Raw genomic sequence first — 26276 nt, 5'->3', positions numbered from 1 at the left:
TTAATGAGCGGCTCAGTCGAACCTTTTCTGTACCTGTTGCCGGATAATGGAGCTGGCCGGTGCTCTGCCTCGCAGGCTACGGATTTAGCATAAGCCTGTGTGCCGCGTCGGCCTCCACCTGTTCACGGGTCCATGGCATGGGATGGTATTGGACCCTGGCCCACGGCGGTATCATGCTGCCGTACCAGAGATTGCCCGGATTGCCGCCCTGGCCGGTGGAGTTCATGCTCACGCTTTTGCCGAAGTCCGACATATCGACTATCAGACGCATGGAAGGGATGAGTGTGATGCTGAAATTTCCCTTGCTGACATACCACATCTCGTTGTTGACACACTCGGTGTTGCCTCCCACAGGCACAGGACCCTGGTTGACCAGCGACTCGATGGGAGCTATCCCGCTGGCGCCCAGCGGGTTGCTGACGAAGGTCGCTTTATGTAGTTTTCCCCACTTCCACTGGCTGCGGTCCTTGCCCATGTCGGCCACGGCGGCCGCATAGCCCTCCTTGAACGATTGCGCCAGTATCTCATCGCGTGTCTCCTTCTTATCGGCCGTCGCAGCATTATCCCACCAGGCGTCGTTGGGGTTCTGCATCAACAGGTTGACGGCCCACATTTCCTTGTCCACGCCGTCCGTTTTGGCGGCGTCTCCCAGCTGGTCCTGGAACAGGTTGCGCATCAGGCGCATCCAGAATTCGTTATAAAGCGCAGCCTGGGCACTGTCCTCGCTGCAGAGTAGGTCCCATTTGAGCAGCCAGTCCCTGGCGTCGCTCAACTCCGGGTCATCGAACTTCAGCCCGGCCAGGTAAGGCAATACCTCGCCGGCGGGCAGGGATTTAACATCACCCTGTATGGTCTGATACGTGGCGACCGGATTGGGGGCGAGCTGTTTGATCAGTTCGTTGATGCGCTGGCTGCGATAGCCGTAGACCCATTTGTTGTACTTGCTGCCGAAATTGGCGTTCACGTCCGGTCCCAGCTGTTGATTGAGGAACTCATAGTATTGCGGGGGAGCGACCTCCTGGTTGGCCGCTACTATGTAGTTACGCGCCGGATTGTAAGCGCGTGGCATCAGGTCGTAGGGTATGTAGCCTTTCCACTCGTATTCGCTGGTCCAGCCCGGCGCCGGCAGCTGTCCCGTGTAGTTGGCGGGGCGGACGGGTATTTTGCCGGGCATCTGGTAGCCGATGTTGCCCTGCGTGTCCGCGTAGATCAGGCTTTGCGAAGGCACGTCCCAGTATTGTAGCGCATCGCGGAACTCCTGCCAGTTCCTGGCCGTATTGAGCCCGAGGATGGCCAGCGAGATGCGGCTGGGCTCCAGCGCCGTCCAGTGCAGGGCCAGTGGATCTTTATTGTTGAACCCGGCCGTCTGGCCGGTCTTGGCGTCATATTTGTTATCGTTGGTGATGGGGCCCAGGTGGGTCTCACGGACCTTGACCGTTATGGCCGGCTTACCGTCGCCGAAGGAGATCGTCTCATCCCTGACGGTCATGTCCCGCCATTTCCCGTCCCATTCGTACTGGAGGGGATTATCCGGATTCACCCGGATGATGTACTGGTCGTTGACATCGGGGTAGACGTTGGTAGTGCCCCAGGCGATGTCGTTATTGTGACCGCAGACAACCCCCGGATTGGCGGCGAAGGTGAAGCCCGAGACGTCGAATGGATACCCCGTGCCGTCGTCCGGGCAGTGCAGGCCCACCTCGTACCAGATGGAAGGCTGGGCGATGCCCAGGTGCGGGTCGTTGGCCAGCAGCGCCTTGCCGCCGGCGGTCATGTTGCCGGAGGCCACCCAGCTGTTGCTGCCCGTGCCCTCCAAGCCGCCGGTTATTTGAGTGAGATCGGGGACCAGCACCTCGTAGATTTTGCCCGGCGCGGCAGGCAGGGAACCGACGTCGACGGAGGTCGACATCACCGCCGCCGATTCCTCGATAACCTGGATATCATCGTCCGTCAATATGGTGGGCTTGTAGCCGTGAGGCCAGGCCGGCACCAGCCATTGCTCGGCCATTTCGGCTTCCATCACATCATATAGCCTGCTGCGCATCACCTCGGGATCGCGGCTGAGCCCCAGGTCCCAGGCCATCAGCTTGGCGAAGGAGAGGGTATCAAGCGGGCTCCAGGCGTCGACCTTAAACTTCACGCCGGTCAACCCCAGGATGGAGTAGTTCACCGACAGCTGCGCGGGGCTCCTGCCGGATATATAGGCGTTGACTCCCTCGCTGAAAGCGTCCAGCGGGGCGCGCTGCTCCGGCGTCCAGGAGTCGTACTCCTTCTGGCAGACAGCGTAGAGGCCCAGCGAGCGGAGATATATATCGGTATTGACCAGGCCGGCCTTCTTGCCCGTCAGCTCTTCGATGCGGCCGCCGCAGGTCTTGCGGAAGAACTCCATCTGCCACCAGCGGTCCTGCGCTTGCGTGTAACCCTGCGCGAAGTAGAGGTCGTGCATATTTTTGGCGTAGATATGCGGGACGCCGCTGTCGTCGCGGATGATATCGACGCTGTCCCGCAGCCCTTTGGCCTGCAGTTCGCCGTCTATTTTCGGCTGCGGGCTGTTAATAATCGATTGATAGTAGATGAAGCCCCCTCCAAACAGCAGCACAATCAGGGCCAGGATAACGAACAATACGATCTTGCCGGCCTTGCCGGCGCCGCCTTTTTTCTTCACGTCAACCTCCTTATATTTTGTGGATCAAGCGATAGCTGTTCAGGCTGTTTAAATCAACTGTGTGGAAATTAAGTGTAGAACCTGGCCACCCTTTCAAACGGCTCGCGGCTGCTGCGGAACTTGTTGGCTGGATTTTTATCATCCTCGTAGCCGATGGGGATGCCCATCACCATCAGTTTGGAGGGCAACAGGCCAAGTATGCTGCGCAGCACGTCGGGGTAGAGCACGGGCATCAGGGCCGGAATTGTGCTCAGCCCGTGCGCGGTGGCCAGCAGCATGATGTTCTGGGCGACAAGTCCGCAGTCGAAGATGTTCCATATATTCGTCCCGTTGTCCGCGTGGTGGAACTCGCTGTCGATCATGATATATATACAGGTCGGAGCGCCCCACAGCCTGAAGCCGAACATCTGCCATTCCAGGCGCTTCTGCTTGTCCTCGCGCGCCACACCCAGCTTCTCCAGCACGCCGGCCATGACGGCCTGGCGCCGCGATTTCCAGGGCTCCGGGTACTGTAAAGATATGGGGACATCAAGGTTGGGCATCTTTGTGGAATTGTCGATGAAGGCCTGCTTGATCTCATCCAGCTTCGCGCCGCTGACGATGGCGAATTCCCAGGGCTGGCTGTTGGAGGCGGAGGGGGCGCGCAGGGCCCCTTCGACGATCTTCTTAAGAATGTCCTGAGGGATGGGGTCGGGTTTGAAAGCCCGCGCGGAGTGTCTCCTGTTAATAGTTTCCAGTACATCCATAGCTGCAGCCTCCTGATTTTTGTCGCCGGGAGCGGACAATACATGATAGCGCTAATCCGGCCGGGGATTCAATAGAAAGGACAATTCCTGCCGGGGGCGCTGATTGTACTAAAATAGAATATCGTGCCTGCCACAAACCGTCCGACTGCCGAGGTCGTTTCCAACGATCCCACCGGGATAGCGCGCGTCTTCCGGGCGTTGCGCTACCGCAACTACCGGCTGTTTTTCATCGGGCAGGGCATATCGCTGATCGGCACGTGGATGCAGCAGGTGGCCATGAGCTGGCTGGTGTACAGCCTGACCAATTCCGCCTGGCTGCTGGGCGTGGTGGCCTTTTCGGGCCTGATCAGCAACTTCCTGCTGACACCCTTTGCCGGGGTATTGGTCGATCGCCTGGACCGCCATCGTATACTGGTGGTTACGCAGGCGCTGGCCATGCTGCAGGCTTTAACGCTGGCGGCGGTCGTACTGACGGGATCGGCTGCGGTCTGGAACCTGATCCTGCTGAGCATAGCGCTGGGGCTGATCAATGCCTTCGACATGCCCACCCGCCAGTCTTTCGTTTTGGATATGGTGTACAACCGCGAGGACCTGGGCAACGCCATCGCCCTCAACTCCTCCCTGTTTAATGCCGCCAGGCTGATCGGGCCATCCATAGCCGGAGTGCTGGTGGCGCTGGTGGGCGAAGGTCTCTGTTTCCTGATAAACGGTATCAGCTTCATCGCGGTCATCGCCTGCCTGCTGGCCATGCGGATGGCGCCGACCCCGGCCAGGGTAGCAAAGGGGGATTTCTTCAGCGGCATGAAGGACGGCGCGAATTACGCCTTCGGCTTTCCGCCCGTGAAATACATCATAATATTGCTGGCCTTCTCCGCACTGGTGGCCATGCCCTATCCTGTGCTTATGCCTGTGTTCGCCGGGGAGATATTGCAGGGAGGGGCCAATACGCTGGGTTTCCTGATGGCGGCAGCAGGGGTGGGCGCCCTGGCGGGCGCGATCTATCTGGCCTCGCGTAAGAATGTGTTCGGCCTCGATAAGATTATAGTGCTATCATCCTGCAGCTTCGGCGTCGGCCTGATATGTTTTTCCTTTTCCCGTCTGGTGGTGCTTTCCATGCTGTTTATGGCGGTAACCGGCTTCGGCATGGTGGTGCAGCTGGCAGCCAGCAACACCATCCTCCAGACGATTGCCGATGACGATAAGCGGGGACGCGTCATGAGCATCTTTGTCATGTCGTTCATGGGGCTGGCCCCCTTCGGCAGCCTGCTCTATGGAGGGCTGGCCGATGTAATCGGCGCGCCCTATACTCTTCTTATTGGAGGGGTTTGTGTCCTTACCGGGGGCATGATATTTGCGCGCAAATTCTCGTCTGTCAAAGATATGGTGCACCGGGCTTACGTCAAGAAAGGATTGATGCCGGATAAATGATCAAAAAACAAATAACCATAGGCAGCTTTAAAGCTGCCTATGGTTGCGAATGTCAGCTTATACGATGTTTAGGCTTTGCCGATGCGGAACATCTTGGTGCCGCATTTGGCGCAGACACCCTGGGTTGCCGGTTTGCCATTCTTCATTTTAATGGCCTTGGCGTTCTTCATTTCCCTCTTGGCTCTGCATTTCATGCAATAAGCGTCCATCAATGTACCTCCTATGTGATTTGAACTTAGCATAGAGGATTGTTTGAAGCTTGTCAAGTGGGGGAAGATACTTAATTAGCTATAAAACCCAAAAATTCTCGTCGCTGATCGTAAAAATAGCTGAAAATGTCATGAAAATCATACGGGCGGTTATAGTACAATAGTCCTGCATGCCGTCGCGCTTTGCCAGCGCAAGCGCTTTTTCACTATAATTGTGCACCCGCGATTTTATAGTTGATGGTGTTTGAGTGAATGTAGTAGCGCTGGTCGGCATGCCGGGCTCCGGGAAATCGGAGGTAGCCCGTGTCTTTCACAGGCACGGCTTTGTCACTGTCAGGTTTGGAGATATCACGGATGAGGAGGTGCGTAAAAGGGGCCTCAAGCTTGACGAGGAGAATGAAAGGCAGGCCAGGGAGGACCTGAGGAAAAAGCACGGCATGGCGGCCTATGCCATACTCAACCTGCCGCGCATCGAGGATGCCTTGCAGAAGTCCAATGTCGTGATAGACGGCCTGTACTCCTGGGAGGAGTACAAGTACCTCAAGGACAGGCTGGGCGGCAGATTGCGCATAGTAGCCGTCTGGTCCTCGCCCGACATCCGTTACGCCAGGCTGAAAGGCAGGGCGGTGCGGCCTCTCACAGCGGATCAGGCCGGGTCGCGTGACTACGCCGAGATAGAGAACGTGAACAAGGGCGGTCCCATCGCCATGGCCGATTACACCATCGTAAATAATGGTACACTGCAAACGTTGGTGGAACAGGCTGATAAAATAGTACAGGTGCTCAAGTGAAAGAGATCGAAAGGCCGTCGCTGGATGAGTATTTCCTTAAGATAGCCGCCGTGGTAGCCGAGAGGGCTACCTGCCGGCGCCATCACGTGGGGGCCGTCACCGTCAAGAACAAGCACATACTTTCCACCGGTTATAACGGCGCCGCCGCCGGGGTTAAAGATTGTTTGGAGCTGGGTTGCCTGAGGGACGAGCTGAATATCCCATCGGGTACCAGGCATGAAATCTGCAGGGGCATACATGCCGAGCAGAACGCCATCATCCAGGCGTCGCTGCACGGCGTCAGCCTGGAGGGCTCGACCATTTACTGCACGCATTCCCCCTGTATACTCTGCGCCAAGATGCTGGCCAACGCGCGTATCAAGCGCTTCGTCACCTTCGGCAAGTATGCTGACGATGCCTTTCTGGAGCTGTTCAAGGAGGCCGGCATCGGGTACGACCTGAAGCCCAGGCCGTCTTTTAGCATCACGCCCCTCGATTAAATTAAGGTCAGGTGGATAAAATGCGCGAGTGCAAGATAAGCAACAACAAGACTATTTGTAATTGCACGTATGAGCCGTGCTCCCGCAAGGGCATCTGCTGCGAATGTATCGTTTACCACAGGGAAGCCGGCGAATTGCCCGCCTGCTACTTCCCGCCTGAGATAGAGCGCACCTATGACCGGTCAATAGAGCGGTTCATTTCTCTCCACGGGAAAAAGCAGCGCTGAGGTTTATTGAGAACTTTAATCTACCTGGTTTTTGAAACCGGGCAAGATGTTATATCATGACCTGGTGAGTAGAAGGTCAGTATACGCTATTGTCTGTGCAGTTTTGACAGTGATGTTAATACTGCCGGGCTGTATCGGAACTAATCCCTCTAACTCTGGTGCGAGTTGCCGGCCTTTCACCATTTTTCCTGCGACCAGGCTCACGTATGGTTTCTGGCCCTACTGGATGCATCCTTATGCATATCAACCAGACTGGAATTGCCTGGATTACGTCTGTTATTTCTCTCTGGATGCTAATGCCGACGGAACATTAAATAAGGACAATATCGAAGCAGAATACTACATTGTCAGGGATGCCGCCCATTCACAAAAGATAAAGGTCCCTCTGGCCCTCACCTGTTTTGACCAGGACACTCAGGATGAGATACTCGCCTATCATAGAGATGAGCTGGTAAATAATATGGCGCGAAAACTGCAAGACCTTGGCGCCGACGGTGTCTGCATAGACTTCGAAGCTGTGAGAGATAGTAATTCGTTAACTCATGGCTCCAATACAGATTTAATGCAGAGCTTCATGATGAAATTGCACGATACCCTTAAGGGTATAAACAGCGACTACCATATATCGTTTTGCGTACTGGGTAATGTAGAAAAAGTGTACCGGAACAGTGCTTTGTCAAAATATACGGATGCCGTGATCCTCATGGGGTATGAGTACCACTGGTCAACAAGCCCGGTAACAGGAGCTATTTCTCCTTATAACGATCCGAACCAGCTGAGTGTTGGCGACTCTGTAGACACACTTAAGAAATATTATCCTTCAAATATGATAATCCTGGGATTGCCCTTCTATGGTTATGATTGGCCCTGCACGTCGGGTGAACCTGCGGCACGCACTACTGGAGAAGGAGCTATTGTTTATATGAATTCGGCCATTGCCAATGCCAAAATGTACGGAAGACTCTGGGATTCCGACACACATACACCCTGGTATAAGTACCAATCTCAGGATGTGTGGCATCAATGCTGGTACGATGATGAAGAATCGCTGGGCTTGAAATTTGACTATATTAATTCTGCGCAGCTTGCCGGCCCGGGTTTCTGGGCGCTGGGCTATGAAGGGTCCGATGCGGAGATATGGAGTGTAATAAAACAGAAGTTCAACCGGCGTTAGTCGATCGAGCAATCAGCCCCGCCGTCACAGGGGCGCCTTAATCTGCACCTGCTGTGTATAAACGGCTGTGGCCCCGCTCTGCAGGGTCGCTTTTATCGTCAACGGATACAGGGCATCATCGCTGAATCCCCCACCGATCATGGTGAATTTCCGGCTGATGCTTGCGCCGGGCATCAATGGCGCCGAGGGAGAAACATCGAAGCTGAAATCGAAGGACCTGCCCGCTACCAGGGTGGCCGTTAAGCTCGTTATGGGCTCGGTGGACACATTTTTAAGGGTGATCTCCACCGTCGGACCGCCCGGTGTAATCGGCGGGATGGGTCCCGTCACCGATATAATTCCCACGGACTGGATCTGCGAGCCATTGTTACACGCTGCTCCTCCTGTTAATATAATAACAGCCGCAAACATGAAAATAAGGGCCGCGTGAGAAGATTTGTGGAGACACCGACAAATATAATTCCATCTTTTCACGGGATAATACCTCCTTAAATCGACTTCAGGCTTAAGTAAACTACCACCTGACATCGATATTCGACACGATGCCCATTGGCTCCCAGATTGGCCCAAGCCCGGCTTTCTCCTTGTCCAGACCTGCCTCTTGCGATTTCAGCAGGTATAGCGACATCTGGAGCTGCCCTTTCCATTCGCCGGCACGGCGGGCCTCGCTGCTGCCGGCTATGAATGTGGTCCCGCTTACCCACCGGTTGTATTCCTCCACCTCGCTGTTATAGGCCTCGACCTTTTTGTTAAAGCCGGCCAGCTTGGCCTCGAATTCACCGCTTTTTACCCTGTAGCTCTCGTAGTATGCATAGTCCGGAGACGGATTGACACTCAGGCTGATGAAGCCGAGCTCTTTGCCCTTCTCAACGTAAGCCACACGGTCCCCTTCGGTAACGGATACGCCGCCGTCCGCTTCAGCCTCCAGTTTGTGCAGATCCATTAGATGTTCTTCAGCGGTCTGGCCTGTGGAATCTGTGAAAACCAGGCCGCGGTCGGTGGTGTTGAAGGCGTTCACAGCATGTCCGATGGGCCGGCCGGCCAGGTCTACGCCCACCCAGGCCGCCCGTATGCCCGCCTTCTCCGCGTTGTTGTGCACGTCCTGGGCAAATGCCCCGCACATGAAATCCTCGTCAACATACTCCATCTCGTCCGTCCTGTCCGCTTTCAAGAAGGCCACAAGCTGGTCCCAGGTAGGATCCACGGCGGCGGGATTATTCTTGAGCACCACCCTGAATCCGTACGTGCCGTTGTAGGGCAACTGCTGCGTGTTGCCCTGGCAGGCCGGGATAACAAGAGCCAATATGAGGGCAGCCGCTAATAAGGCCGGCGCAAATGGTCTGCTCATTTGCATGACTCCCGCAGGCTGTAGATGCACCCGCAGTAGTTCTGTCGGTAAAGCCCCCAGCTCCTCGCCATCTCCATCGACCTCTTGAAACCATCCTTCTTCTTGAAGTCCCTCGCCATATACCTGTCTCCGCCTATCTCTTTCCCGATGCGGTTGATCTCCGCCGCCTGTTTATGCGGGCTGATGGTTAAGGTAGAGGTGAAGGCATCCGCCCCTCTTTCCCGCATGAAATCGAAGGCCTTTGCGAGGCGCAGCCGGTAGCAGACGGAGCAGCGCGAACCTCCCTCGGGCTCATCTCCCATCCCCGCCGTTAGCTTGTTCCAGGTCTCGAAGTCGTAAGGCCCGGCCGCCAGCGTGAATTGGAGCTTATCGGCAACTCGCTGCACTGCCTCCAGCCTGCGGCGGTACTCCTCTTCGGGGTAGATATTGGGATTATAGAAATAGCCGGTGACCTGATGGCCCTCGTTTAAAAGCACATCGGCGGCGCCCGCCGCGCAGACGCCGCAACAGATATGCAGTACAACATTCATCGGTTTAACGCTGACGCGTGCCTCAGGACTTCTTGCCTTTGGTCCTCTCCTCCAGCCGCTTCTGGATCCTGGTGATAAACTCGGGATCGGAGAAGCCCAGGCTCTGCGCCATGCCGGCGCATTCCAGACCGTCGGCCACGCTCATGTTCATGCTCATATCGATGTTGCGCTTGGCCAGGCCAACGCCGATGGGGCCGTTGCTCGCGATTTGTTTGGCCCAGGCGATGCCGGTTTTCTCCAGGTCCTCCTGTTTGACCACCTCGTTGACCATGCCCCACCTCTCCGCTTTTTCAGCACCAATAGTCTTGCCGGTCAGTATCAGTTCCTTGGCCCTGCCCACTCCCACCATGCGAGGCAAACGCTGGCTGGCGCCGTCGTCGGGCACCAGTCCCATCACTACCTCGGGTATACAGAACGTAGCCTCGGGGCTGCAGATCCTCAGGTCGCAGGCCAGAGCCATCTCGCAGGCGATGCCCAGGCAGAAGTTGTGGATCAGCGCGATGACCGCCTTCTCGAGGTATTCGATCTCGTTGTAAGCCCGCTGTGCCATCCTCACGAACCTGCGGATATCCTGCTGGCTTCCGCCGGCCTGGAAGGCGGTCAGGTCCGTGCCGGCCGAGAATCCCTTGCCTTCGCCCGAGAGCAGCACGGCTCCTACGCTGGGACGCGACGCCACCTCTGCGAAGCATTTCTCGATGTCCCAGAACATCTGGGGGTTGATGGCGTTCCTTTTATCAGGCCTGTTCAGTTTTACGTGGAGAATGCCGTCCTTTTCGGTGTAGGCAAGAGTCTCGAATTGCATGATGCGATCTCCTTAAAATTATTGTGGGACTGATGTCATCCGGTGCCGAACAACAACCCTAATTAAAATAGCTGTCGCAGCCACGGAATGTCAAGCACATATCCGTCGTCGGACAGCTATTCGCCGGACCGATGCCGGCTTGGTAAGGAGACCGGACACACTGTGTCGCAACCGGTTTATCAGGCCTTTTTACTCTTCACCCTGTCGAGGAAGCGCTGCTCGACCCTTTTGATAAAGTTGGGATCGGACATCGCCAGGCTCTGCGCCATGCCCGCGCATTCCAGCGCATCATGTATGCTCATGTTGTAGCTCATGTCGACGTTGCGCTTGGCCAGCCCCACGCTGACCATGCCGTTGGCCATGATCTCTTTGGCCCAGGCGACGCCTGTTTTCTCCAGGTCCTCGAATTTGACGATCTCGTTGACCAGCCCCCAGCGCTCGGCCTTATCGGCGCCAATAGTCTTGCCGGTCAATATCAGCTCCTTGGCCCGTCCCACGCCCACCACGCGGGAGAGACGCTGGCTGCCGCCGCCGTCCGGCACCATGCCCATGTTCACCTCGGGTATGTTGAAGGTGGCTTCGGGGGTGCAGATCCTCAGATCGCAGGCCAGCGCCATCTCCAGCGCTCCGCCGAAACAGTAGTTATGGATGAGGGCGATAACCGGCTTCTCCAGCAGCTCTATCTCGTTGAACATGGCCTGGAACATGCGTACGCCCCGGCGGAGGTCCGCGGCGCTCATCCCCACCTGGAATGAGTTCAGGTCGGTGCCGCCGGAGAAACACTTCCCCTCGCCTGACAGCAGCACGACCTCCACTGAGGCCCCGGTCGCCACCTCGGCGAAGCACTGCTGAACCTCTTTGATCAGATCGAAGTTCATGGCGTTCCTCTTCTCGGGCCTGTTTAATTTTACGCTGAGGATGCCGTCCTTTTCGCTGTGGGCAACTGTCTTGAATTGCATTTCCGTCTCCTTTTTATTATTTCTTTATAATCTGTGAGCGCAGCCGGTTTTCAGCGGGATGCGCCTTTGTGCGGTTTGGGTGGAGTGCAGAAGAGTATGAGGACCACGCCGATCAGACCGCCCACGCAGCCGATGAGCATGGCCGCATCGTAGTTGCCGTAGATATCGAACATGAAGCCGGCGAAGGCCGGCGACATGAACTGGAAGATCGAGTTGACCGGGTTGGTGATCCTGCTGATGCTGGGGAAATGTGCCGCGCCAAAGTAATTGCCCACTATAAGAGGCGTTGCCACATAGGCCGCCCCGAAGCCGAATCCCGACAGCAGCGGGAAAATATATACGGCCCACAGGGTATCTTTCGATGCGATGGTGAAAAGCACGCCGCCCACCAGCAGAGAGAAACCGGCGATGGCTATCAGATATCGTGTCTCTATTTTCTCGCCCAGAAACGATATGCTCAGCCGCCCGATGATGCTGCAGGCCAGTATCAGCCCGTAGATAAAGGCAGGGTGGAATATGAGCTGCGGGTCGGTGGGCAAGAAGCCGCGGTCAAGCATATGGGCGGGGGTCTGCGTCAGCACGGCCTGCCAGAGGAAATAGATCAGGCCCGTGGCGCCCACGATCAGCCAGAGAGCGCGTGTCCTGACGGCGTCCCGGAAATTCCAGTTAATCGGGGTGCGGTAGGTCTTGACCATCCGGTGCCTGGCATGGGCAACGGCCGTCTGCTCCGCCTGGGGAGATAAGCCGTCCGGATGCTGGCCCAGGTCCTCGGGACGGTTGCGCACCGCGATCAGGGCTATGACGGCGCCGGCCAGGCAGGCCAGCGCTATGACGTACCAGCCCACGCGCCAGTCATTGCCGAAGCTGACGATGCAGTTGCTTACGATCTGGGGGTAGATGAAGCCGCCGATGGCGCCTCCACCCAGCACCAGCCCCAGAGCCAGCGCCCTGTGCACATTGAACCACAGAAGCACCAGCGCCTGCACCGGTACCACGGAGCTGAAGGAGAGCCCCAGGCCCACGAAGAAACAAATGACCCAGTATACGACAGGGTAAGAATGCCCGAAGATGGTTACACAGATCTGCGCCATCCATGCCATCAACACGCAGAATACAGTGATGACCACGCCGCCGATGGCCAGTGTCTTTCTCGGGCCGAAACGGTTGATCAGCCATGGTATAACCAGCGCGCCCATGCCCAGCATGATGCCGATGATGGAGTAGCCGACATTTACCTCTCCGCGCTGCCAGCCCAGGTCCTGCACCATAAAGGTATAGATGACGGGCGGACCGTAAAGCGCGAAGCCGATGGGGATGGAGTATACCAGGCAGAGGATGGGAAGCAGCCACCAGCCGTAAAAACCGGCAGCCTCGCTTTTTACAGACATGGGACGTATCTCCGCATAGCCTTCGCCGACCTGAAGAGCAATTATATCACCAACAGCGGCCCGGGATAACGACAGTCCCCTCAGCATTGCGGCGTATGGAAAGATGCGCAAAAGCGCAATTGCAGGTTAAGCATAATGGCGGATGGCGCTGGTTGCCCGCAGTGCTAAATTATAAGTAGCCTGAAGAAGAACCAGGGACAGGAGGAAAACAAAATGGCGAAGACAATAGAGAAAGTTGAAACGGCACCTGAGGTCGGCGCGGAGAGAGCGTTCAATTTCTGGACCGATAAGACTCCATGCTGGGAGATGTCGCACTGCACCAACATGGTGAAAGCCGAGTGTCCGGCGTTCAAATATCAGTTCCTGCCCTGCTGGGAGATCGAAGGCACCTACTGCAAGCTGGACGACTACGGAGCGGACGGCAAAGACACCAGCATCTGCGAGGTCTGCCGCATCTATAAGAGCTACGGCGGCGGCCAGCCCATCCAGTTGAAGCTGCTCGGCCGCGGCATCAACACCTCATTGAAAGCACTGGAAAAGGTTAAGGCGCTCTGAACTTAATCCTGATAGACGGGACAGCGTCCCCCCTTCTCAGGAAGGGGGGATTTTTTTATGGTCGGCAAAGCCCGCTGACACTTGCGCTTTTGCGCAAAAGCAGATTAAGCGTTAAAGCGGATGGCGCTGCGCAGCGTGCATGTTAAATTGTAAACGTACAAAAGAGTACTGAACTTGCAACAAGGAGGATAATACAATGGCTGAAACTAAAGCGAAGGTTAATAAAGAGACCTCGGTAAAAGAGGAGAAAGGCGTTAATTTCTGGACGGATAAATCGCCGTGCTGGGAGCTCTGCAACTGCCCCGAGATGATCAAGAGCGAATGCCCCGTCGATAAATACCAGTTCCTCCCCTGCTGGGAGATCGAGGGCACCTACTGCAAGCTGGACGACAAGGGCGCCACCGGCCGCGACACCAGTATCTGCGAGACCTGCCGCGTCTACAAGAAGTACGGCAACGGCGAGCCGATCGTACTGAAGCTCTTCGGCAAGGGCATTGACACCCACATCAAAGAGCTGGATAAAATAGTCAAATAAGTTGTTGGAATCTGAATTTAAAGGGGCCGGCCATAATGGCCGGCCCCTTTGTGTTGCCGTTTATTCTATTGAGGCTGATCCGGTGGACCGATCTCGGCCAGCGCATCCCTGAGTTGCCTGAGGTTAACGATATCGTCCCGGTTGTAGCGGAGCAGCAGATCGAGTGCATTGAGATCGTCGTGTTTTTTATACTTCTCCCACAGCCAGATCGCGTCCATACCGTTCAGCCCTTCGGTTTCCCTGGATATGCCGAGGTGCTGCAGCACCCGCTTGAAGCCTCCGCGCAGGTTGTGGTCCCAGCACCTGTACATCAGGTCGGTGTGACGGTGCATGAGCTCTAAATCCGGTCCCAGGCAGGTGCGGATGAAGGGGATATCGAAGCGGCTGCCGTTATAGGTGTACATGTGCTCGGTTCCCTTCATGGTGTCAAGCAGGTTATCGCGGGAGAGGCTGCTGTCGTAAAGCTGAACAAGCCTGCCGTCGTCGCCGTTGCAGAAATAAATGCCGATGACGGTTATCCTGCTTTCGTGCGCATACAGCCCTGTCGTCTCGATATCCAGGTACGCTTCCGGGTAGCCGATCATGACTGATCCTTATTTATGCGCTGCAGCCGGCCTTTGTCCTGATGAACAGGATGAACGCGCCCAGGCCGAAGAGTACCGCCGCCAGGTCGCTCAGACAGCCGATAAACGGGATGACGGAGATTATATAGAAGACGAGCAGGCCCAGGGCCAGCGCCCCGATGCTGGGCCCTATCGCCGTGTTGTCGGCGCTCTGCCGCAGCATCCATTTGCCGATGAACAGCGCAATGAAGATGGAGGCCAGGTACACGGCCAGGACCCAGACGGCCAGTCCGATCAGCCCGAGAGGTATGGCGATGATCAGCATGAATGCAACTACTATGGCGATCGGGACCAGCACGAAGAAAAGGGCGCCGTAACCCAGGCAGGGCCAGGGCTTGCTTTTCAGCGTCTCAATTAATGCAGACAGGTGCCTGTGTGCCAGCAGTATAAAGACAATGCCGGTCAGCAGCGCAGCGACGTACTTGAACAGGGCAATTAGTATGAGTAATATCACGAAGAATATGACGATGCCTGAAGCCGCCAGGCCTGCCACCTGGCCTGCGGATTGGCCGGTGGTTGAGGACTCGGGCGGCGGCGGGATTATGTGGTCTATCTTGCCCGCGATCCTGGCCCCTTCGGCCTGTACTGCATCTTTCTTGGATTTATAGGTCAGGTCGCCGGCTATGCTGGCGGACGGCTGCAGCTCGAGAGTGTCGCATTCTACATTAACATTGCCGCCCACGCTGCTGTTGATGATCAAATCGCCGGCGCTGCCGCGTATGTCCTTACCCACAGGACCGCCAACATTGACCGTACCCGCCGCAGGCAGGAAGTCCCTCCCCACCGATCCGGTGGACGTAACATTGATCTGCGAAGCGGCGGCCACAATATCTCCGCCGATGTTGCCGTCGATATAAATGGTCGAAGCTGCAGCGCGGAAGGAGTCACGCACATTTCCATCGACCGTGATGTAATTGGCGGCGCCGTTGAAGTTGCCGTTGACCGGGCCGTTGATATTGATGTGGTCAGCGAAGGCGATGACATCTCCGTTGACGGCGCCGTCAATCGTAATGCCCGAGCCGAAGAGGTAAAGGTCGTCGTTGACGACCTCCTCCGCCGGGATGACCAGAATTTGGCCCTGCCGAACATCGGCAGCAGCGGCCGGCACAGTCAGGAGGAATGTAATTGTCAGCACTGCGGCCAGCAGTGCGAGGAACCTGCCTGCTTTTGCGAACATAGCCTGCCTCCTTTAATCGGATTAGATTATTCTTGCACAATTATGCAGGCCGTTCAACCTCCGGCAGTTCCTGTATTACGCGAGATGTCACGCCGCATCTTCACGTAACTGAACCTGGCGAAAAAGAGCAGCACATAGGCGGTCAGGTAGATGAACATCAGCAGCACGATGACCGAACTGATCGGCCCGTAGACAAGGTTATACTGCGAAAAGTTCTTCACATACCAGACGAAGGCGAACCTGACGATTTCAAAGCCGATGGTGGCCAGCAGGGCACCCAGCCAGATATGCCGCCACCGGGGGCGGTTGCTGGGAATGTAATGGTAAAGAAAGAGTATCACCCCGTACGCCAGTGTGCCGCTCAACAGCATGAAAACCAGCCTGGCGAAAAGGCTGGTGCGGGTGAATTTGAAGATCCACAGCTGCATCTGGGACTCATGGATATACTGGACGGTGGTGGTCAGCCAGGTGAAGGTCAGCAGGGCTATGATGGCCAGTACCAGCATGCTGATATTGAGAAGCTGGCCTTTGACGAAGGTCTGGCCGGACGGCATTCCCCAGGCGCGGTTGAGCGCGTTGCGCAGTGCATCGAAAAAGGACAGCGCGCTCCAGATGAATATCAATAATGCTATAATCCCCGTCGCCCCACGTGCCCTGATCACGCCCTCCAGGGTAGTTACAATCAGGTTCCTGGCCACGGGAATGAGTGTGCCCAGGGCGGTGATGACCTGGCTTTCCACCTCTTCCGAGGACATCAGAAAGCCGACTATGGAAAAGAGCGCCAGTGCGAAGGGAAATAATGAAAACAACAGGGTGTAAGCTACGGCCGCCGCCAGAAGCCTGCTGTTATCGGCGCTGAACTCATCATACGTGGTCAACAGCAAAGAGATCGCCCGGTTGTTTTTAACGGCCGCCCATAAATTCATGGACCTCTCCTCAGATATAAATAGGCAACAGCGGGAGCGGCTATATGTTATCAGATTTCACCGATGAGGTGCGGGCTTTAGGCAAAGGTGCCTGTTTACAGTAGAATAGATTGCAGTGGACCGATAAGGAGGATTGTCATGGAGGAACAGCAAAAAGATCAAAAAAAGTCCGCCGCGGATAACCTCGGCGATATGTTCGACGCCCTGGGCGATGCGATGGGGCAGATATTCAACGACCCGAAGCTGAAAGAGAAGGCACGCGACCTGGGCAGGGCGGCTAAAGAATCAGCCGAAACCCTGCACGAGCGCTTCAAAGACGATGAAGTCAGGGCCAAGTTCAAGGACGTCGGCAAGGCGGCGCAGGCATTCGGCAAGAACGTGGCGGATATTTTTACCGAGGATGCCGACAAGGGCAGCGGCGGAGATAAGCCTCCCGCCGATAAGTAACGAGTCATTGCGAGGGCCGCAGGCCCGCGGCAATCTGCTGTGGTATATGCGGACAACTTCGTCGCCGGGTTTTTTCAATGACGGGCGAAAAAATTATGAGTCCGCGGTGCCGCGGGCGCCCTTCTGTGCGGCCTGAGTATAGGCCACCGCCGCCGCCACCGCCGCCGCCCGTTTGCTGTCGTCGAATACCTGGGAAAGTTTCTCCTCCAGCGGTTTCTCTCTGGCCATAATAGCCTGCATATCGTCGATCAGCGTCGTCTCCTGGGTGATGAAATGCGTTCCCAGCTCGCCGCTGCGGAAGCGGGCGTTCTCCATGACTGCCTTGTGGAAGGGTATGTTGGTCTTAACACCCACGATCACGTACTCATAGAGGGCGCGCCGCATTCTTTCGATAGCCTCGTCCCTGTTGCGGCCCCAGGCCACCAGCTTGGAGATCATGGGGTCGTAGTTGGGTGAGACGGTATAGCGCGTGTGCACGCCGCTGTCGACGCGTATGCCCACGCCGCCGGGCGAGCGATAGCCGCGCAGCTTGCCCGGTGATGGCGCGAAGTTGTTGAGCGGGTCCTCGGCGTTGATGCGGCACTCGATGGCCCACCCGTTCATTTTAACGTCCTCCTGCTTCACACTGAGACGCTCGCCGGACGCGATCAGCAGCTGTTCCTTGACGATATCGATGCCCGTCACCATCTCGGTCACAGGATGCTCGACCTGTATGCGCGTGTTCATCTCCATGAAATAGAACTCGCCCTGGGAGAAGATGAACTCGATGGTGCCGGCGTTCTCATATTTGATCTGCCTGGCCGCCCGCACCGCCACCTCTCCCATTCTGGCGCGCAACTCCGGTGTGAGAGCGGGTGAGGGGGCTTCCTCGATCAGCTTCTGGTGCCTGCGTTGTATGGAGCACTCGCGCTCCCCCAGGTGGATGACGTTGCCATGGGCGTCGGCCAGTATCTGTACCTCGATATGGCGCGGGCTCTGGATGTATTTCTCGATGTATATCTCCGGCAGGCCGAATGTGCTGGCGGCTATCTTGCTGGAGCTCTCCAGGCCCTTTTTAAGGTCGGCCTCGCTGTTAACGATGGTCATGCCTATGCCGCCGCCGCCGCCCGAAGGTTTGACTATAATGGGATAGCCGATTTTTTCGGCTATCCTTTTCGCTTCTTCGAACTCGCTGACCGCGTCCTTGGTGCCCGGGGTTATGGGCACGCCGGCTTTGCTCATCTCCTTGCGCGCGGCTATCTTGCTGCCCATCAGCTCGATGACGCGGCTGGAGGGTCCGATGAACTTGATGCCCTCACGCTCGCAGGAATAGGCGAAGCTGGGATTCTCGGCCAGAAACCCGTATCCCGGATGTATGCCGTCCGCGCCGCTCTCTTTAGCGGTGGCGATGATCTTCTTGATGTTGAGATAGCTCTCGATGGCCGGAGGAGCGCCGATGCAGTAGGCTTCATCGGCGTACTTGGCGAAAATGGCGTCCCTGTCCGCCTCAGAGTAAACGGCCACCGTGCGGATGCCCAGCTCGCGGCAGGCGCGCATCACCCGTATGGCGATCTCGCCCCGGTTGGCCACCAGTACCTTCTTCAGCATATTACTCGATCACCATCAGGACATCGTCCTTATTCACGATCTCGCCGTTGAAGGCGAAGATCTCCTTGACCGTACCTGAATGGGGTGTATGCACATCGTTCTGCATCTTCATGGCCTCGGTGACCACCACGGTGTCCCCTTCCTTGACCTTGTCTCCCACCTTGACCTTGACGGTCAGCACCATACCCTGCATGGGCGAGAGCACGGCGCCCTTGGGTATCTCTTTGTCCTTGGCCTTGCGGCTGATATCCACGGTTGTGCCCATCACCGGGGTTATCTTGATATTGAAGACCTCGCCGTCTACATCTACGCTGAACTCGTTGGGTATCTCCGGCGCCGACTGGCCGGGCGCTGCGGCCGGCGCCGGCCCGCCCAGCACCTCCTCCTTGCCCTCGCCGCGCAGGAATTTGACCGCTACCTGCGGATAGAGGGCGAAGGTTATCAGGTCCTCCTCCTTATGCAGAATGTTCAGTTTACGGGCTTCATCCTTTAATTTCGCCAGCTCGGATTCGATATGCTCTCCCGGCCTGGCGCTGATGATCTTATTGTCCCCTGCCACCATCTTGCGTACCTCGGCATTGATCTCGCCGGGCGGCCTGCCGTAATAACCCAGTAAATAGTCTTTGACCTCTTTGGTGACCTTCTTGTAGCGCTCGCCGTTGAGCACGTTGAGCACGGCCTGGATGCCCACGATCTGGCTGGTGGGCGTCACCAGCGGCGGATAGCCGAGATCGGCCCGCACCTTTGGTATCTCCTCCAGGACGGCGCCCATCTTATCCAGAGCATTCTGCTCCCGCAGCTGGCTGATCAGGTTGGAATACATGCCGCCCGGTATCTGATGCAGCAGCACGTTGACGCTGGGGCGCGTGGCCTCGGCGGTGAGCAGCAAACGGTACTTTCCGGCCATGGCTGCGAAGTCCTCGCCTATCTCGTAAAGCAGCTCCAGATCGAGCCCGCTGTCCCAGGGCGTGCCCTGAAATGCGGCCACTACGCTCTCGGTGGGCGGCTGGGAGGTGCCCCAGGCGAAGGGGGAGAAGGCGGTATCAACGATATCAACGCCGGCCTCCGCTGCGGCCTGATAGCTCATGGGCGCCATACCGCTGGAGCAGTGGGAATGAAGATCCACCGGGACTTTGACTTTGTTTTTAACGGCCTTGACCAGTGAGGCGGCCCCGGGTGGCGAGATCAGCCCCGCCATGTCCTTGATGCAGATGGAGTCGCAGCCCAGCTCCTCCAGCCGGTGGGCCATTTCTGCAAAGCCTTCCTCGTTGTGGACCGGGCTGATGGTGTAACAGATCGTGCCCTGTACGTGCACCTTGTATTTCCTGCACTCTTGGATTGCCAGCTCCATGTTCCTGATATCGTTGAGGGCGTCGAAAATGCGGAAGACGTCCACGCCGTCCTTGACGGCAAGGCGCACGAATTCCCTGACCACGTCGTCGGCGTAGTGCCGGTAGCCCACCAGGTTTTGCCCGCGCAGCAGCATCTGGAGCGGCGTGTGTTTTACAATGGCGCGGATGTCTTTGAGGCGGAACCAGGGGTCCTCGTTGAGATAGCGGATGCACGTGTCGAAGGTGGCGCCGCCCCACATCTCGAGCGAGAAGAATCCCACTCTGTCCATCTTCTCCACGATGGGCAGCATATCACGCGAGCGCAGGCGTGTGGCGATCAGCGACTGGTGCGCATCGCGCAGGGTGGTATCCGTTATCTTTATAGTCATCGTCCGGTCCTCTCCAACATTAGCTGCCGGCCTGAATACGGCCAACCCGATAATGATAAGGATTTCCGGACGCTTCCGTCAATTCGCCTTGAACTGTTTGTTTAACCGGGGCGCCGGCCGGCGCGCATCTTCAGCGGACCGACTTAAGTTTGCTCAGCATGAAAGCGAAAACCGCCACACCGGCGGTATCGGCCAGAATCATGGGCACGGCTATGATGGACACAAGGTTCAGGGCTTTGTCGAAGGGCTGGGCCATCACCAGCAGCAGGCCCATGTCCGCACATTCCATCAGGAACGCATAGAGGGTCGGTTTCCAGACGCCGATTTTGCCTTTGAGCAGCGCATAGATTATGCCGGCAATCAGACCGCTGGCTATGGTCCCCAGCGCGCAGGGCACGGCGGTGAAGCCGCCCATGAAGTAACGGTGGACGCCGCCGATCAGTCCCGCGCCCAGGCCGGCCCAGGGGCCGCCCAGGAATCCGGCGATCATCGGGCCGAGATTACGGATGTTTGCGATGGCTCCGGACGTCTGCACGCCGCTGTAGGTGCCGTAGACGGCCAGTGCACCGAAGATTACGGCCAGTATAAGCTGGTCGAGCAGATTGGGCTTTCCCTCCAGCATGCGCCGGAAGAACCTGATCTGGAACAGCAGGTAAAAAACGACTATAACGAGACAGGCCTGTTCCAGCAGGTTGAGAACGATACCCCAGATTGAGAGCTCCATGGAACCTCCTGATCGAATATAAGATTTTGGCCTGCTAATTATAGTGCAGATCAGCGTTTATTTGAAGCTCTGGGATGTCCACCCGGGTGTCCGGGACGGCGTTCTGAATGTGTTTTGCGCCGGGGCGGACATCATATCAAGGGTTAAGTTTGATAAGACCATTCAGTTTAGTTATGATTGATTGATTTGCAGCACCGTATACAATATGCAGGGAGCGAGTAAAGTGGAAGAAAACCTGATAACAAGGACCAACCGCATTGAGACCGTCATATCACCGGGGATCCCGGACAGGGTACCGACGGTCCCTCTGATCGCCCAGTTTGCCCTCAGATATCAGGGTGTACCGCAAAGCGATGGATACAGGAACCCGCAGACCACTATCAAGGCCCTGGCGGATACGTTCGATGCCCTGGGCGGCTGGGATGGGCAGCTTGCCGCTAACCTCATATGGGTGAATTCGAGCTGGAAGATCTCGGCGGCGCCCATGCCGATGCGGGTGCCGGGCAAACAGGCGGGGGAGCATGAAGCCCTGCAGGCTGTTGAGATGGAGATATTCACCCGGGAGGACTATGAGACCATAATCAATCGCGGCTGGAACGGATTTTTGGCCGAGTTCCTGCCGAGGGCAACGGGACGTCCCCTGGAGAAAATCGATGCCACCCAGAAGAAGCTGCTTAAAATATACATGGAGCATGTCGATATATGGCGTGACAAAGGCGTGCCGGTGATGTCGGGCGCAACCACCTGCGATCCCACCATGATCCTCTCGCTGTCCAGGACGCTCAACCAGTTCACGCTGGACCTCTACAGGCAGCCGGACAAGATGCAGGCGGTGATGGACGCCATGGTGGATGACCTGATCCGGAACGTGCTGGACGACACCGCCGCCACGGGCCTGAAGTACGTGTTCTTTCCACTGGAGCGTGGATCGGGCAGTTTCTATCCGCTCAGGATATTTGAAAGGTTCGGCTTCCCCTACATCAAAAAGATGGCCGATGCTTTCGCAGCCGCCGGGCTGATCAGCATCCTTCATTTCGACACCGATTGGACGCTCAATCTCCCCTATCTTAAAGACCTGCCGCGGGGCAAATGCATCTGCGAGCTGGACAGCACGACCGATATCTTCAAGGCCAAGGAGATATTGAAAGGCCACATGTGCATCATGGGCGATGTGCCGGCATCTCTGCTCGCGCTCGGCACGGAAGAGGAAGTGGTCAATTATTGCAGTAAGTTATGCGAAGTCGTGGGCAGGGACGGCGGCTTTATTATGAGCACGGGCTGCGAGTGCCCCATCGACGCAAAATTCGAAAATGTGAAAGCGATGCTGGAAACCGCCCGCAGTCATACCTATGCCGGTCATTGTAACGATGTAAGCGCGTGATATATAATCCTGCCAAGGAGGTAAGTAGATATGTACCAAGCACCTAACGATGGTTGGATGATGGCTTTATGGATCATCATCGGCATCGCATGCTACATTTATGTGGCTGTCTGCCTGCAGACGATAGCCAGGAAAACCAATACGCCCAACGGCTGGCTGGCCTGGATACCCATCGCCAATATATATCTGATGTGCATGATCGCGGGCAAGGCCTGGTGGTGGCTGCTGCTCTGCCTGATCCCCTATGTCAATATCATCTTCCTGGTCATCCTGTGGTGGAAGATCTCCGAGGCCAGGGGCAAGCCGGGCTGGTGGGGCCTGCTCTTCATTGTGCCTGTTGTGAACCTGGTTATCATCGGCGTCATAGCTTTTTCCGATTAAGAGACACGGTATCATATGGCTGAGTATGGATTCGGGCCGGCTGCGAAGGGCGAAAAACTGGTCTTCGGCTCGCAGCGGCCGGGGAACCCCGGCAAGTTCATCCACCGGGACGTGGTGGACGACTGGATTACTTTCATTAAAGAGCAGGGCATCCGGCGCGTCGTCTGCCTGCTGCCCGAACAAGAGCTCAAATACTATCCGGTGGAAGGGGGACTGCTGGGCCTTTACGCGGAGGCCTTCAAGCCGGACAACGTGCTGTGGGCGCCCACTCCCGATATGCAGCTTCCCACCGGCGAGGCGCTCCGCCACATAATGTATTTTCTTTACAACTCGATGGAGAGGGGCGAGAAGACGGTGGTGCATTGCTCGGCCGGCCAGGGCAGGACCGGCCTGGTGCTGGCCGCCTGGCTGATCTTCCATGACCGCGTGTCCGAACGCAAGGCAATCCGCATGGTGGAGGAGCAGAACCGCAATCCAAAGGAAGCCGTGCGCCGCGGCAAGGTCACGGAAGATGAGATGATGGCGCTGCTGGCCGTGGCCAGGGAAATGAACACACCTTCCTGAATCAGGTCATTGCGAGGAGCCGCAGGCGACGCGGCAATCCTGTGTAGCGTTATTTCCCAATACCAGATTGCTTCACTGCGTTCGCAATGACTGCGAGATGTCTATCCTTCGAGTTCCCGCCTGTACTTCTCCCATACCGCGCCGGCCTTGAAGGCCTCGATGCAGGCGCGCATGACATCGTACTGCGCCAGGTTGCTCTCCATAATTGCCGTGATCACCTTTATCCAGTCTTCGGAGGGTGAGATCTCGTCTGCGCTCTTTTCGTAGCGCTTGAGGAACCGGTCAAATTTGTCCTGCAGGCGCAGCTCACGCACCTTCTTACGGTAAAGGATCGAATCTTTCTTGAGTATATCCTCGATCTCCGCCTGCCAGAGGGGCCGTCCCGTCACAACCGGCTGCTTCCTGTCATCCGCAGCGAAGTAGATATAACGCGGGAACCGGTAGCGCGTAAGCAGCATGTCCCAGGACAGCTTGATCCTGTTCTCCTTCTCCATATTGATCAGCGCTGGCAATATTTTTTTGTAGATGAGCGTTTCCTTGTCATTGCCGGATACGTCGTGGGCGAAATGAGCGATCAGCTCCGTGAGGCGCACCTTATCGGAGCTAAGCTTGGAGATGAATCTGATGATCTTGTCTTCCATGGCGGTCACCTCCTTATCAAACGTTCCGTGCAGAGGTTCTGCCTTAATTTTAGCAAATTTTGGACACACTTCGTCAAAAAGCTTTACAATACGACTTTGTTGGCTAGGGAGGTAATCCATTGCAGAAATTCGAGATTATAAAGCAGGGCAAAGCCGGCGGCGAGGGCGTCATCATGAAATACCGCACGCGCCGCGGTACCGATATCTACTGCCTGGGCGCGCCGCTGTTCTATGAATCGGGCGGGGACTGGAGCCTCGGCCCGAGCTGGTGCTACGTGGTGACCGGCGAAAAGACGACTCTCATCGATACAGGCCAGTTCGACAAATTCGACATGCTGACCGATCTGCTCGGCCAGGCCGGTTTCGCTGTAAAGGATATTAAACGCGTCATCATCTCTCACGGACATGAGGACCACGACGGCAACCTGCCCGAGATGTTGGCCGACGGCGGCGCTGAGCTGTGGGCGCATTTCGCTTTTGAAAACATGGCGGCCTACCATGAGGATATAAACGACGGCGCCGCCCATCCGGATTTTCCCGGGTCCTGCCGCACCTGCCTGATGCCGGATAAGTTCAATATTGCCTGCCGCCCCTATCACCGCAAGCGCAGCAACATAAAGGTCACACATCGTATCAGCGAAGGGGAGCCCTCGCCCGACAACCGTTTCCGCTTCCTGCTCACGCCGGGTCATTCGCCTGACTCCCTCTGCGCCATCTTCGAGGATGAGGTGGTCTTCAGCGGCGACACCCTGCTGGCGTCCATCACACCGCATCCCTCACTCGTACTGGAGTATTACTGCAACAGGCGTATACTGCCCGAGGGCTACGGCAATGATAACAGCGCTTACGGTTTAATGGCCTATATACGGTCGCTGGATAAGTTGCAGAAGCAGTGCGCGCATACCGAGCTGCTCCTGCCCGGCCACCGGCTGTACGAAAGGGGCGAGCCCCACTATTTGAAGCCGGCCGAACGCGCCGCCGAGATACTGCGTTTCCACGTCGAGCGCTGCGGCAACATCCTGAAGATACTGGATGGCCGCGTCCTCGATCTCGATCAGATATCCATCGAGCTTTTCGAGCCTCGCCTGCGCAAAGGCTTCGGCAAATATCTGTCGCATCGCGAGGTCATGAGCCACCTGGAGCTGCTGGCCATGCACGGCGATATCGCCTGGGCCGGCGGCGGCCCCGAGTTCAAATCCCGCTCAACCGGCAATGATAATTATAAAAAGTTCTTTCAGCAGTTTATTTGACCTGTCATTGCGTGTCTGCAGGGGGAGTATAACGAGGGAGGCGATCCTTTTTAAGTAAAAAGCTTATCCCCTCTCTGAGAGAGGGGGCAGGGGGAGAGGTAAAATGATCGTAATAACCGCAACTATGCGCGCCAAGGAAGGCCAGGGAGACGAGATGGCAAAGGCCATCCAGAGTTTCGCGCCCAAATTCCTCAAGGACCCGGGCTGCATCGACTACAGCGTCCACAGGCGCGCCGACAACCGCGATATCTTCTTTTTCTACGAGAAGTATGAAGACAACGAGGCGCTGACCTTCCACTCGTCAGCGCCCCATTTCAAGGACATGTTCAGGGCGATCAAGCCTTTCCTGGAAGGGCAGGCCGAGATCGCCATGTACGAGAAAATATAAACCGCTCCGCGGTTTACGAGCTGACCGCCGCGATCGCTCCGCCGATCAGCACACCCAGCAGCACGATGATGATGATGGGTATGATGGCGGCCACGATGACCGTGCCGATAGACCTGCCGGTGGTGAAGTCGCAGGCCTGCCTGACCGCTATCACGGCAGCTATGATCGTCCATATCCAGGTCACGAAGGGGATAATGGGGCCGATGAACGGAATGAAGCTGAATATGTTGAGCACGCCCGGCGAGTAAGCAAAGCCCAGTACCCGCAGCAGTTCTCCCAGTGAGGACTTGGTGTTGGGCCCCTTGAAGATGGATGTGCCCAGCCAGAAGCAGAGAAGTGAGAAGACGAACCAGGCTATCAGCGATCCGATAATGCCGGTGGCCAGCCCGATGAAGAAGCCGGACACGGTCTCGCTTCCCTTCATGGCGGCGGAGATGCCTGATCCGATGCCCGAGCAGACGCTGACCAGCACGACCACCAGCAACGCCTGACCGGTCGCGGTGGAATCGGACTCAACCTCCTCGTAAAGCTGCGATTCCAGTTTGGCTGCGCGCAACATTCTCTGGAATAATGGTCCTGATGCCATAATCAACCTCCTTTTTTGTTAGGTGGCATATTATAACAGGCATGG

General features: G+C 56.7%; 30 protein-coding genes. 13 read left to right on the top strand and 17 right to left on the bottom strand.

Features of this window, described 5'->3' with window-relative positions:
* Positions 1 to 76: 76 nt before the first annotated feature.
* Together WC359_07585 and WC359_07580 are read right to left on the bottom strand one after the other, a co-directional pair.
* Positions 77 to 2665 carry a penicillin acylase family protein gene (locus tag WC359_07585; protein MFA5400283.1) on the bottom strand — a complete coding sequence of 863 codons (2589 nt, stop codon included), beginning with the start codon at positions 2663 to 2665 and terminating at the stop codon, positions 77 to 79.
* 68 nt (positions 2666 to 2733) lie between these two features.
* Positions 2734 to 3411 carry a nitroreductase gene (locus WC359_07580; GenBank protein MFA5400282.1) on the bottom strand — a complete coding sequence of 226 codons (678 nt, stop codon included), beginning with the start codon at positions 3409 to 3411 and terminating at the stop codon, positions 2734 to 2736.
* Between the two features lie 123 nt (positions 3412 to 3534).
* Here WC359_07580 and WC359_07575 point away from each other — a divergent pair, with 123 nt between their 5' ends.
* Positions 3535 to 4839, top strand: a complete 1305-nt coding sequence (locus WC359_07575; protein MFA5400281.1) for an MFS transporter — start codon at positions 3535 to 3537, stop codon at positions 4837 to 4839.
* A 68-nt stretch (positions 4840 to 4907) separates the two neighbouring features.
* Here WC359_07575 and WC359_07570 read toward each other — a convergent pair whose 3' ends face one another.
* Entirely contained in the window at positions 4908 to 5048 is a 141-nt protein-coding gene (locus tag WC359_07570; GenBank protein ID MFA5400280.1) for a DUF5679 domain-containing protein, read from the bottom strand.
* 248 nt (positions 5049 to 5296) lie between these two features.
* On the opposite strand from WC359_07570, the gene WC359_07565 reads away from it, so the two are divergent.
* The 4 genes from WC359_07565 to WC359_07550 all read left to right on the top strand — a co-directional run bounded on the left by WC359_07565 (position 5297) and on the right by WC359_07550 (position 7719).
* Positions 5297 to 5839, top strand: a complete 543-nt coding sequence (locus tag WC359_07565; GenBank protein ID MFA5400279.1) for an AAA family ATPase — start codon at positions 5297 to 5299, stop codon at positions 5837 to 5839.
* A 5-nt stretch (positions 5840 to 5844) separates the two neighbouring features.
* A complete protein-coding gene (locus WC359_07560) occupies positions 5845 to 6318 on the top strand; it encodes a dCMP deaminase family protein (protein MFA5400278.1) in 474 nt (157 codons plus the stop codon).
* Between the two features lie 20 nt (positions 6319 to 6338).
* Positions 6339 to 6545 (top strand): DUF6485 family protein, encoded by a 207-nt coding sequence (locus WC359_07555; protein ID MFA5400277.1) that lies wholly within the window; start codon positions 6339 to 6341, stop codon positions 6543 to 6545.
* A 112-nt stretch (positions 6546 to 6657) separates the two neighbouring features.
* Positions 6658 to 7719: a glycosyl hydrolase family 18 protein gene (locus tag WC359_07550; GenBank protein MFA5400276.1), complete on the top strand. Its 1062-nt coding sequence runs from the start codon at positions 6658 to 6660 to the stop codon at positions 7717 to 7719.
* 24 nt (positions 7720 to 7743) lie between these two features.
* Here the strand turns inward: WC359_07550 and WC359_07545 are convergent, their stop codons facing one another.
* The 6 genes from WC359_07545 to WC359_07520 all read right to left on the bottom strand — a co-directional run bounded on the left by WC359_07545 (position 7744) and on the right by WC359_07520 (position 12746).
* Positions 7744 to 8064 carry a hypothetical protein gene (locus WC359_07545; GenBank protein MFA5400275.1) on the bottom strand — a complete coding sequence of 107 codons (321 nt, stop codon included), beginning with the start codon at positions 8062 to 8064 and terminating at the stop codon, positions 7744 to 7746.
* Positions 8065 to 8233: 169 nt separating this feature from the next.
* The gene (locus WC359_07540) at positions 8234 to 9067 is read right to left on the bottom strand and encodes a hypothetical protein (protein ID MFA5400274.1); all 834 of its coding nucleotides are present in this window, start codon (positions 9065 to 9067) and stop codon (positions 8234 to 8236) included.
* Positions 9064 to 9597, bottom strand: a complete 534-nt coding sequence (locus tag WC359_07535) for an epoxyqueuosine reductase QueH (GenBank protein ID MFA5400273.1) — start codon at positions 9595 to 9597, stop codon at positions 9064 to 9066. The genes WC359_07540 and WC359_07535 overlap by 4 nt, the downstream gene beginning before the upstream one ends.
* 22 nt (positions 9598 to 9619) lie before the next feature.
* A complete protein-coding gene (locus tag WC359_07530; protein MFA5400272.1) occupies positions 9620 to 10399 on the bottom strand; it encodes an enoyl-CoA hydratase/isomerase family protein in 780 nt (259 codons plus the stop codon).
* Between the two features lie 179 nt (positions 10400 to 10578).
* Positions 10579 to 11358 carry an enoyl-CoA hydratase/isomerase family protein gene (locus WC359_07525; protein MFA5400271.1) on the bottom strand — a complete coding sequence of 260 codons (780 nt, stop codon included), beginning with the start codon at positions 11356 to 11358 and terminating at the stop codon, positions 10579 to 10581.
* Between the two features lie 50 nt (positions 11359 to 11408).
* A complete protein-coding gene (locus tag WC359_07520) occupies positions 11409 to 12746 on the bottom strand; it encodes an MFS transporter (protein ID MFA5400270.1) in 1338 nt (445 codons plus the stop codon).
* A 213-nt stretch (positions 12747 to 12959) separates the two neighbouring features.
* On the opposite strand from WC359_07520, the gene WC359_07515 reads away from it, so the two are divergent.
* Together WC359_07515 and WC359_07510 are read left to right on the top strand one after the other, a co-directional pair.
* Entirely contained in the window at positions 12960 to 13301 is a 342-nt protein-coding gene (locus WC359_07515) for a hypothetical protein (protein MFA5400269.1), read from the top strand.
* Positions 13302 to 13497: 196 nt separating this feature from the next.
* The gene (locus tag WC359_07510; protein MFA5400268.1) at positions 13498 to 13836 is read left to right on the top strand and encodes a hypothetical protein; all 339 of its coding nucleotides are present in this window, start codon (positions 13498 to 13500) and stop codon (positions 13834 to 13836) included.
* Positions 13837 to 13901: 65 nt separating this feature from the next.
* Here the strand turns inward: WC359_07510 and WC359_07505 are convergent, their stop codons facing one another.
* From WC359_07505 to WC359_07495, 3 genes are read right to left on the bottom strand one after another with little or no spacing between them, the layout of a single operon-like run.
* On the bottom strand, positions 13902 to 14420 hold the full coding sequence (locus WC359_07505) for a ribonuclease H-like domain-containing protein (GenBank protein ID MFA5400267.1): 519 nt from the start codon (positions 14418 to 14420) through the stop codon (positions 13902 to 13904).
* Positions 14421 to 14433: 13 nt separating this feature from the next.
* The gene (locus WC359_07500) at positions 14434 to 15636 is read right to left on the bottom strand and encodes a polymer-forming cytoskeletal protein (GenBank protein MFA5400266.1); all 1203 of its coding nucleotides are present in this window, start codon (positions 15634 to 15636) and stop codon (positions 14434 to 14436) included.
* Positions 15637 to 15689: 53 nt separating this feature from the next.
* Positions 15690 to 16562 (bottom strand): YihY/virulence factor BrkB family protein, encoded by an 873-nt coding sequence (locus WC359_07495; GenBank protein ID MFA5400265.1) that lies wholly within the window; start codon positions 16560 to 16562, stop codon positions 15690 to 15692.
* A gap of 138 nt (positions 16563 to 16700) precedes the next feature.
* Between WC359_07495 and WC359_07490 the strand changes: the two genes are divergently transcribed.
* Complete coding sequence (locus tag WC359_07490) at positions 16701 to 17009, top strand: hypothetical protein (GenBank protein ID MFA5400264.1); 309 nt, start codon at positions 16701 to 16703, stop codon at positions 17007 to 17009.
* 93 nt (positions 17010 to 17102) lie between these two features.
* Here WC359_07490 and WC359_07485 read toward each other — a convergent pair whose 3' ends face one another.
* The 3 genes from WC359_07485 to WC359_07475 form a co-directional block, all read right to left on the bottom strand.
* Positions 17103 to 18596, bottom strand: coding sequence for an acetyl-CoA carboxylase biotin carboxylase subunit (locus WC359_07485; GenBank protein MFA5400263.1), 1494 nt, complete (start codon positions 18594 to 18596; stop codon positions 17103 to 17105).
* A 1-nt stretch (position 18597) separates the two neighbouring features.
* Positions 18598 to 20316, bottom strand: coding sequence for a pyruvate/oxaloacetate carboxyltransferase (locus WC359_07480; protein ID MFA5400262.1), 1719 nt, complete (start codon positions 20314 to 20316; stop codon positions 18598 to 18600).
* 130 nt (positions 20317 to 20446) lie between these two features.
* On the bottom strand, positions 20447 to 21040 hold the full coding sequence (locus WC359_07475) for a LytS/YhcK type 5TM receptor domain-containing protein (GenBank protein ID MFA5400261.1): 594 nt from the start codon (positions 21038 to 21040) through the stop codon (positions 20447 to 20449).
* A 223-nt stretch (positions 21041 to 21263) separates the two neighbouring features.
* Between WC359_07475 and WC359_07470 the strand changes: the two genes are divergently transcribed.
* From WC359_07470 to WC359_07460, 3 genes are read left to right on the top strand one after another with little or no spacing between them, the layout of a single operon-like run.
* Positions 21264 to 22421 carry a uroporphyrinogen decarboxylase family protein gene (locus tag WC359_07470; protein MFA5400260.1) on the top strand — a complete coding sequence of 386 codons (1158 nt, stop codon included), beginning with the start codon at positions 21264 to 21266 and terminating at the stop codon, positions 22419 to 22421.
* Positions 22422 to 22451: 30 nt separating this feature from the next.
* On the top strand, positions 22452 to 22802 hold the full coding sequence (locus tag WC359_07465) for a DUF5684 domain-containing protein (GenBank protein MFA5400259.1): 351 nt from the start codon (positions 22452 to 22454) through the stop codon (positions 22800 to 22802).
* A 15-nt stretch (positions 22803 to 22817) separates the two neighbouring features.
* On the top strand, positions 22818 to 23366 hold the full coding sequence (locus tag WC359_07460; protein ID MFA5400258.1) for a dual specificity protein phosphatase family protein: 549 nt from the start codon (positions 22818 to 22820) through the stop codon (positions 23364 to 23366).
* 101 nt (positions 23367 to 23467) lie between these two features.
* Here the strand turns inward: WC359_07460 and WC359_07455 are convergent, their stop codons facing one another.
* A complete protein-coding gene (locus tag WC359_07455; GenBank protein MFA5400257.1) occupies positions 23468 to 24007 on the bottom strand; it encodes a hypothetical protein in 540 nt (179 codons plus the stop codon).
* A 119-nt stretch (positions 24008 to 24126) separates the two neighbouring features.
* Here WC359_07455 and WC359_07450 point away from each other — a divergent pair, with 119 nt between their 5' ends.
* Positions 24127 to 25257, top strand: a complete 1131-nt coding sequence (locus WC359_07450; GenBank protein ID MFA5400256.1) for an MBL fold metallo-hydrolase — start codon at positions 24127 to 24129, stop codon at positions 25255 to 25257.
* Positions 25258 to 25360: 103 nt separating this feature from the next.
* Complete coding sequence (locus tag WC359_07445; GenBank protein ID MFA5400255.1) at positions 25361 to 25645, top strand: putative quinol monooxygenase; 285 nt, start codon at positions 25361 to 25363, stop codon at positions 25643 to 25645.
* A 13-nt stretch (positions 25646 to 25658) separates the two neighbouring features.
* On the opposite strand, the gene WC359_07440 is transcribed toward WC359_07445, so the two are convergent.
* Positions 25659 to 26231: a YIP1 family protein gene (locus WC359_07440; GenBank protein ID MFA5400254.1), complete on the bottom strand. Its 573-nt coding sequence runs from the start codon at positions 26229 to 26231 to the stop codon at positions 25659 to 25661.
* Positions 26232 to 26276: the final 45 nt, after the last annotated feature.

The organism is Dehalococcoidia bacterium (assembly GCA_041653995.1).
Taxonomy (GTDB): Bacteria; Chloroflexota; Dehalococcoidia; order GIF9; family UBA5629; genus CAIMUM01.
Note: the sequence above shows the minus strand (reverse complement) of the source record. Positions and strands in the feature narration are given on the sequence as shown.

What these genes read in the sequence shown, in the direction of transcription:
- WC359_07580 (MFA5400282.1), bottom strand. Translation starts at nt 3,411, where the DNA reads ATGGATGTACTGGAAACTATTAACAGGAGACACTCCGCGCGGGCTTTC.
- WC359_07570 (MFA5400280.1), bottom strand. Translation starts at nt 5,048, where the DNA reads ATGGACGCTTATTGCATGAAATGCAGAGCCAAGAGGGAAATGAAGAAC.
- WC359_07555 (MFA5400277.1), top strand. Translation starts at nt 6,339, where the DNA reads ATGCGCGAGTGCAAGATAAGCAACAACAAGACTATTTGTAATTGCACG.
- WC359_07550 (MFA5400276.1), top strand. Translation starts at nt 6,658, where the DNA reads ATGTTAATACTGCCGGGCTGTATCGGAACTAATCCCTCTAACTCTGGT.
- WC359_07540 (MFA5400274.1), bottom strand. Translation starts at nt 9,067, where the DNA reads ATGAGCAGACCATTTGCGCCGGCCTTATTAGCGGCTGCCCTCATATTG.
- WC359_07535 (MFA5400273.1), bottom strand. Translation starts at nt 9,597, where the DNA reads ATGAATGTTGTACTGCATATCTGTTGCGGCGTCTGCGCGGCGGGCGCC.
- WC359_07530 (MFA5400272.1), bottom strand. Translation starts at nt 10,399, where the DNA reads ATGCAATTCGAGACTCTTGCCTACACCGAAAAGGACGGCATTCTCCAC.
- WC359_07525 (MFA5400271.1), bottom strand. Translation starts at nt 11,358, where the DNA reads ATGCAATTCAAGACAGTTGCCCACAGCGAAAAGGACGGCATCCTCAGC.
- WC359_07520 (MFA5400270.1), bottom strand. Translation starts at nt 12,746, where the DNA reads ATGTCTGTAAAAAGCGAGGCTGCCGGTTTTTACGGCTGGTGGCTGCTT.
- WC359_07515 (MFA5400269.1), top strand. Translation starts at nt 12,960, where the DNA reads ATGGCGAAGACAATAGAGAAAGTTGAAACGGCACCTGAGGTCGGCGCG.
- WC359_07510 (MFA5400268.1), top strand. Translation starts at nt 13,498, where the DNA reads ATGGCTGAAACTAAAGCGAAGGTTAATAAAGAGACCTCGGTAAAAGAG.
- WC359_07505 (MFA5400267.1), bottom strand. Translation starts at nt 14,420, where the DNA reads ATGATCGGCTACCCGGAAGCGTACCTGGATATCGAGACGACAGGGCTG.
- WC359_07500 (MFA5400266.1), bottom strand. Translation starts at nt 15,636, where the DNA reads ATGTTCGCAAAAGCAGGCAGGTTCCTCGCACTGCTGGCCGCAGTGCTG.
- WC359_07495 (MFA5400265.1), bottom strand. Translation starts at nt 16,562, where the DNA reads ATGAATTTATGGGCGGCCGTTAAAAACAACCGGGCGATCTCTTTGCTG.
- WC359_07490 (MFA5400264.1), top strand. Translation starts at nt 16,701, where the DNA reads ATGGAGGAACAGCAAAAAGATCAAAAAAAGTCCGCCGCGGATAACCTC.
- WC359_07485 (MFA5400263.1), bottom strand. Translation starts at nt 18,596, where the DNA reads ATGCTGAAGAAGGTACTGGTGGCCAACCGGGGCGAGATCGCCATACGG.
- WC359_07480 (MFA5400262.1), bottom strand. Translation starts at nt 20,316, where the DNA reads ATGACTATAAAGATAACGGATACCACCCTGCGCGATGCGCACCAGTCG.
- WC359_07475 (MFA5400261.1), bottom strand. Translation starts at nt 21,040, where the DNA reads ATGGAGCTCTCAATCTGGGGTATCGTTCTCAACCTGCTGGAACAGGCC.
- WC359_07465 (MFA5400259.1), top strand. Translation starts at nt 22,452, where the DNA reads ATGTACCAAGCACCTAACGATGGTTGGATGATGGCTTTATGGATCATC.
- WC359_07460 (MFA5400258.1), top strand. Translation starts at nt 22,818, where the DNA reads ATGGCTGAGTATGGATTCGGGCCGGCTGCGAAGGGCGAAAAACTGGTC.
- WC359_07455 (MFA5400257.1), bottom strand. Translation starts at nt 24,007, where the DNA reads ATGGAAGACAAGATCATCAGATTCATCTCCAAGCTTAGCTCCGATAAG.
- WC359_07445 (MFA5400255.1), top strand. Translation starts at nt 25,361, where the DNA reads ATGATCGTAATAACCGCAACTATGCGCGCCAAGGAAGGCCAGGGAGAC.
- WC359_07440 (MFA5400254.1), bottom strand. Translation starts at nt 26,231, where the DNA reads ATGGCATCAGGACCATTATTCCAGAGAATGTTGCGCGCAGCCAAACTG.